Source organism: Candidatus Methanomethylophilaceae archaeon (assembly GCA_017524805.1).
In the GTDB taxonomy this organism is placed as follows: domain Archaea; phylum Thermoplasmatota; class Thermoplasmata; order Methanomassiliicoccales; family Methanomethylophilaceae; genus Methanoprimaticola.
Window position 1 is genome coordinate 1 of the sequence record JAFXUX010000014.1, and the last position, 6,115, is coordinate 6,115.

A 6,115-nucleotide genomic window follows, 5' to 3' on the forward strand; every position below is an offset into this window, starting at 1 on the left:
CGGATATACGGTAGGAGTCACATACATCTGTGAGTATGATGTAGCTAATAACCAATGGACGCATTCAAAGATGAACGATAGCCACACATATTGTTCTCAGGGCATCAGAACCACGGCAAGTGGTGATTTCATCTATTATGATGATTCTCATCAGCTATTCTGTTATACCAAAGCAGAGAGGAACAATTATTGGTTCTTTATTGCGGACGGAAATGAGGCAGTGATGGTTGAAGCGTTCGGCATTGATGCTGCTGAGGCCGCCAATTCCACTGAGTTGATAGTCTCCGTCGATGGCCTGTTGTATGGAGCTAAGTGTACAGCTTTGGAAGATTATTCTGAAGAATACACATTGTATGCATTGGTTAGCGGGGTTTGGATCGATCAGTCGATGGATTTCTTATCCGGAAATAACTATACCATGTGGGCTTTGGTCAATGATCCGAATCAGCTGCCGTCGAACAACGTTGAAGTAAACATGCCAGATGGCAGCAAGTACACCTTTGATTACGTCGCTGGACACATGGTAAAGGCTATGGTAGGTGACGAAGAGGTGATTTCGGTGCCGATATATGAAGGCATGATATTGCCGATAGATACGGGAATAATAGTCGATGCCGAAATGGACTTGGAGAATGTAACGGCTGCTCTGTCGGTCACAGGAATCGATTTAGATAATATATCCTGGACGTCGAAGAATGTCTCGGGTGACCAGACAAAGATGATCATATTAATGACGATAGGTTGCATTCCTGATCAAGATTTGAATATATCCGTATCAGAGTACTATGGCGTAGGCTATGAGTTTACCGTGGACAATCTGATATACACCGTCGCCGACCCCATTACTAAGACTGCGAAGGTCGTCGGATACGAGGACGACCCCGTCGGGACCCTCGAAATCCCGGATTCCGTGGTGTACGATGGCATCGAATACGGTGTGATCTCGGTCGCCCGGGCGGCGTTCGTGGACTGCGTCAACATCAAGGCACTGGTCCTTCATGTCAACACGGAGCTGCACGCGTTCTACAGGTGCTACGGCCTGGAGTCCGTCACCGTATGCGAGGGAGTGGCGTCGATAGGCGTCAGCACGTTCGCGTACAGCGACGCCATAAAGCACGTCGAGCTCCCCTCCACCCTGGAGGAGGTCGGCGTCAACGCGTTCTACAAGTACTCGTTCTACGGCATGGAGGGCGCCAAGCTGGCCCGCACCGCGGAGAACCTCGCCGGCAAGACCTTCGAGGGGTCCTCCAAGGTCCTCCGCGAGTCATTCGTGGCCGGCGGCCTGAAGTACTCCTTCCAGGGCAGCCTGTCGGTGAAGCTGACCGGGTACACCGAAGAGCCCGCCGGGGAGCTCGTGGTTCCCAGCTCCGTGGAATACAGGGATGTAGAATGCACCGTCGCCACCGTGGCCAAGGACGCGTTCAGGGGCTGCACAGAGATAACCTCGGTGGTCCTCGGCGCGAACGCGGCCCTGCACGCGTTCTACAAGTGCACCGGCATCGCGTCCCTCACGGTAGGCGAGGATGTGACGTCAATCGGCACCAGCGCCTTCGCGTACTGCACCGGCCTCGAGAGCATCGAGATCCAGTCCGACCAGATCGCGATAGGCACCAACGCGTTCTACGGGTGCTCCAACCTGAAGACCATCGAAATGAACGACGGAGTGAACGACGGAGTCACATCCATCGGCACCAGCGCGTTCTCGCACTGCTACAAGATCACCCACGTGCAGTTCTCCTCCGCGCTGACCAAGATGGGCGCCAACGCGTTCTACAAGATTGCGTTCTACGGCGAGGACGGGACGAAGCTCAAGGCGGCAGGCGACCTCGCCGGCAAGACCTTCGAGGGTGAGCCCAAAAAGCTCTACCAGATCTCTTCCTGAAACCTAAGAAACCGGGGGTGGGTTCTTCCCATCCCCATCTTACATGCTGTTTTTGGAGTCTGTCTTCCGACGTATTTTTCTTACTCCAGCCATCTTTTCTGTCCGTAAGCCGGAAGTCTCCCCTCAGGTTTGGTTTCCAGTCCGTGCATCGCCTTCCTGTCAGGATTTCCAGGATGCCGTCGGCGACGTATAATCTGCTCTTTTTTCTTCCTGTGATCTCTCTCAGCGCCCCGGCGGACACCAGCTTTCCGATGGCTTTGGCAGCGGTGGGCGCCGAGATTTCGCAGAAAGATGAGACGTCGGCTACCCTTACGTACGGATTCCTGAAGAGGAGGTCGACCAATCTCTTTTCCGCCAGGGTATCGCAGAGGGATTCCAGCTTTCTCTTGTACGACCTCAGGGCATCGATCATTCTGGCCGATCCGTCTGCCTGCTCTTTCATCGCCCCGATGAAGAAGTCCAGCCATTCGTCGAAACGGTCGGCAGAGCTTACGCCGAACAGCAGATCGATGTATGTATCCCGGTTTCTGTCGAAGTATTCGCTGGGATACAGTATCGGAAAGGTCAGAAGCCCTTCTTTGACCATAGTCAGCATGATCAGCAGCCTGCCTATCCTCCCGTTGCCGTCCCTGTATGGGTGTATGGTCTCGAACTGGTAATGCGCCAAAGCGATTTTTATGAGGGGGTCTTCGTCGGAATCCAGGAATTCCAGGAGGTTCTCCATCAGACGCTCGACCGCTTCAGGCGGCGCGGGCACCATTTTGGCGGTGTCAAGCGTATCTCCCGGCATCCCTATGGCGTTCTGGGAGGTCTTGAACATCCCCGGTGACTTGTCGCTGCCGCGCGTGCCGGCAAGAAGGATGCGATGAAGCCGGTGGATAAGCTCCACCGTGATGCCTTCGCCCTCCTGGATGGCCTTCACGCCGTACTTCAGAGCTTCTATATAGTTGCGGACTTCCTCCACGTCGCGAAGTGCCGTGCCTTCTACGTTTTCTTTTTCGGAACGGTACACGTCTCCTATTGTGGAGCGGGTTCCTTCTATGGATGAGCTGTGTACGGATTCCTTCAGGGTGAGCGTGTCGAAGAGGACAGACCTTTCCTCCTCTTCCATGCCGGACACTCTTCCGTTGAGGTTTCCTAGGGACAATACGGCCGAGGTAGATTCTCTGTATATGTGCTTACTGAACTCGATGTCGAACGGCAGTTCGTTAGGCTGGAAGTATGTGTACATGCCGTCAGTGTTGAATCTCACGCTCCCCGAGATCTTTGAAGTGAAGATTCTTTCATCCATGGTTATGATTTAATAAATTAGTATATATATAATTTTTATTATATTAGGTTATAATAAAATATTAGAGATTATTTTTATTATGTTGATACGGTGAAAAATTATTTTCTTATTCGGATTGATAATAAAGCCACTTAAATACTATCTTTAGAATAATTGGTTTCGATTCCCGAAGTGGTCTTTGAAGGCATGCCCACCAACGCAGATTTAGGATATGGCATTCAGGGCGGATTCTGCGGTGCTATTGAGATAGGGCCTTTGAAAGTTCTTTTGGATTGTTTTCTTTAGAACCTCCTATGGTGATGGCGTATTCCGCTTTTAGGTGACCATCCCATATTATTCGAAGCGGCATCTGGAGGGTATGGAGTCCACAGACCAGAACGGGACGAAGTCCACCCTCTCTTTTCCGCGGCTTTCGCGGGAGACGACGAATGCTTTCTTCGGGGAGTAGCGCTCCATGTATACTTCCAGGCTCTGGAGCCTCCCGATCTTCCCGGATTTCACCTCTATAGGGAATACATCTGTCCCTTCCTGCAGAAGGAAGTCCACCTCTGCCCTGCCGTCCGCGTTCTGCCAGTAGAAAGGCTCCCTGCCGGCAGCCGCTGCGAGCTCGGTGAGGACGAGGTTCTCCGCCAAGGCCCCTCTGAACCCATCGGACAGTTCGGGGACGCCGGTCAGGACGGCGGCGGGAGGTATCCCCATGCGCTGCCGCATCATGCCCACGTCGCTGTAATAGAGGCGGAATCTGCTCCCGTCTCCGTCGGATCCCAGAGGAAGGCCGGGAGAATGCGTCAGCCTAACCTTGTGCAGGAATCCGGCGTCAAGCAGCCATTGCAGGGCATCCTCCAGGTCCTTCGCTCTGGCGCCCTTCACGGCATGGCCGAACAGGAACCGCTTGTTGTCCTTGGCTATCTGGAAAGGCACTGACGACCATACGGCGGATATGCGCTCCAGGTCTTTGGGCGGCGCATATCTGCGGTAGTCCATTTCGTAAGATTCCGTGAGATCTCTTATGACTTTCTCCGTCCGGTCCGCGTCGTGTGAGGACAGCCATGTTGCGACCGCCTCCGGCATGCCCCCGAATGCCATATATTCCTTCAGGGCATCGGCGAATGACGGCTCCATCGCATCATCCGGATTCTTGCGGGCATCCGCCATCAGGTTTCCGTCGCGCGCGCGGACGAACTCCCCGAAGGTCATGGGGCGGAGGTCCATGAATGATACTTTGCCCACCGGGAAGGAGAGCTCCGCATCGCCGTGTTTTCTGTTCTTGGAGAGTTTTATCCCGAGCAGCGACCCGGCGCATAGGACGGGAATGTCCGGGCGGGACTCGCAGAAGTATTTCAGGGAGGCTAAGGCTGCCGCTGAGAACTGTATCTCGTCCATGATCAGCAGCGTTCCTGGCCCCAGGGGAGAGCCATGGATGGCGGATAGGCTGGCTACAATCTGCTCTATCCGGCGGCCATGGAATATGGATTGAAGCGAGTCGTTGTTTTCAAGGTTGAAGTAGGCGCAGTCGTCGAACTCTCTCCTCCCGAATTCTCTCATCAGATATGTCTTCCCGCACTGCCTGACGCCGCGTATCATCATCGGCTTCCTGTCGGGGGAATTCTTCCATGCTACCAGCTCCGCATATGCATCCCTTTCCATGGAAGTGTGAACAGGGTCTTGATATAAACATTATAGCATCCTAAAATGCATTATAATCATCATTTTAGGATTCTAAAATGATGGTTAAAATCTAATGGGTGTGGCCGCCATCGAATCTGCGGCAGGCTTTCGCTCATCGCCAGATTTCCTGCCGTGGCCGATCTGCGCGATCGGAAAGCAGGCAGCATAAAACGCACCATTCCGCGCGGAAACAGGGCTCGGACGTCATGGGCGGGAGAGTACCTGGCCGCGAATGGTCTATGGCTTCGTCGCAGGTCAGTTCCCTGCGGAAGCACTTCATCTGCAGCCTGCGCGTCTCGCCGGCGACGGAGATGTCTTCCATTCAGCGGCGGCAATGTCGCTGTCGAGCCTTGCGATGCCGTCCTGAGGGAAGATGGAAGACAGCCATGACTCAATGCGAGTTACCCGCATAGCCGGCTCGGAATGCCTTGAAATAGCCCCGGCGTTTCCTTTCAAACCGGAGGGAGCTGGCAGGATGTCGGAGGGTTCTTTCAGAGGGGACAGGTTCTTTCTCAGCAATTTCTACGAAGCCGCCCTGGAGTACGGGGGGATGACGTAGTTGGCTCCGGGCTGGGATCAAGAGAAGGCCGACGTGATGGCCGACATCGTCAGGGAGAAATTCAGGCAGCACTCTGATCTGGCGGCCAGGCTGCTTGCCACGGGGGACGAATATTTGGAGGAGCGGAACTCGTGGGAGGACAGGTTCTGGGGAACCGATATGGACGGCCAGGGGCAGAACGTGCTCGGAACGATACTTATGGCGGTAAGGGACGAGCTCAGGGCGGAAGCCAGCGGGACCGGGAAGAAGCCCTCGCCCGGCGGTTTGCGAGGTTTCCGGCATCGGGAAGCCGATCCGCGATTTCAAAATACATTCAAAGTATATTCAAAATACATGGAACTGTATACTTGGTGATGTTATATTTTTTAGTTGATATTTTATATTTATACTCCCATCTCATCCTAGTGGTTAAATGGGAGAACGGGGCCCAAAGCAAAAGTATACGGATGTATCCTGTCCCAACGAAGAATGCGAGTATTACGGAGTCCTCGGTGAAGGCAACATCGTGGCTAACGGCACGTATAAAACTAGATCAGGAACCGTCCGCAAGTTCAAATGTAAGGCCTGCGGTCGTGTGTTCAACGACCGCACTGGCACTGCTTACGAATATACCCACCTATCCAAAGAGGAGCATAATTTGATCGTTGCCTGCCAGGCTAATGGCCTTAGCGTCCGGAGGACGGCCGAAGTTGTCGGATGCACTCCTAAGACCGTC

The 6,115-nt window shown here is 53.8% G+C and carries 4 protein-coding genes; 2 read left to right on the plus strand and 2 right to left on the minus strand.

Annotated features, from left to right (window positions below; genetic code table 11):
• Positions 1 to 223: 223 nt before the first annotated feature.
• Positions 224 to 1,882 carry a leucine-rich repeat protein gene (locus IKP20_03840; GenBank protein MBR4504087.1) on the plus strand — a complete coding sequence of 553 codons (1,659 nt, stop codon included), beginning with the start codon at positions 224 to 226 and terminating at the stop codon, positions 1,880 to 1,882.
• On the opposite strand, the gene IKP20_03845 is transcribed toward IKP20_03840, so the two are convergent.
• Both IKP20_03845 and IKP20_03850 read right to left on the minus strand, forming a co-directional pair.
• A complete protein-coding gene (locus tag IKP20_03845) occupies positions 1,809 to 3,173 on the minus strand; it encodes a Fic family protein (protein MBR4504088.1) in 1,365 nt (454 codons plus the stop codon). The two genes, IKP20_03840 and IKP20_03845, sit on opposite strands and share 74 nt — an antisense overlap.
• A 333-nt stretch (positions 3,174 to 3,506) precedes the next feature.
• Positions 3,507 to 4,820 (minus strand): ATP-binding protein, encoded by a 1,314-nt coding sequence (locus IKP20_03850; GenBank protein ID MBR4504089.1) that lies wholly within the window; start codon positions 4,818 to 4,820, stop codon positions 3,507 to 3,509.
• A gap of 580 nt (positions 4,821 to 5,400) precedes the next feature.
• Between IKP20_03850 and IKP20_03855 the strand changes: the two genes are divergently transcribed.
• The gene (locus tag IKP20_03855; GenBank protein ID MBR4504090.1) at positions 5,401 to 5,754 is read left to right on the plus strand and encodes an NADAR family protein; all 354 of its coding nucleotides are present in this window, start codon (positions 5,401 to 5,403) and stop codon (positions 5,752 to 5,754) included.
• Positions 5,755 to 6,115 lie beyond the last annotated feature (361 nt).

What these genes read in the sequence shown, in the direction of transcription:
- IKP20_03840 (MBR4504087.1), top strand. Translation starts at nt 224, where the DNA reads ATGGTTGAAGCGTTCGGCATTGATGCTGCTGAGGCCGCCAATTCCACT.
- IKP20_03845 (MBR4504088.1), bottom strand. Translation starts at nt 3,173, where the DNA reads ATGGATGAAAGAATCTTCACTTCAAAGATCTCGGGGAGCGTGAGATTC.
- IKP20_03850 (MBR4504089.1), bottom strand. Translation starts at nt 4,820, where the DNA reads ATGGAAAGGGATGCATATGCGGAGCTGGTAGCATGGAAGAATTCCCCC.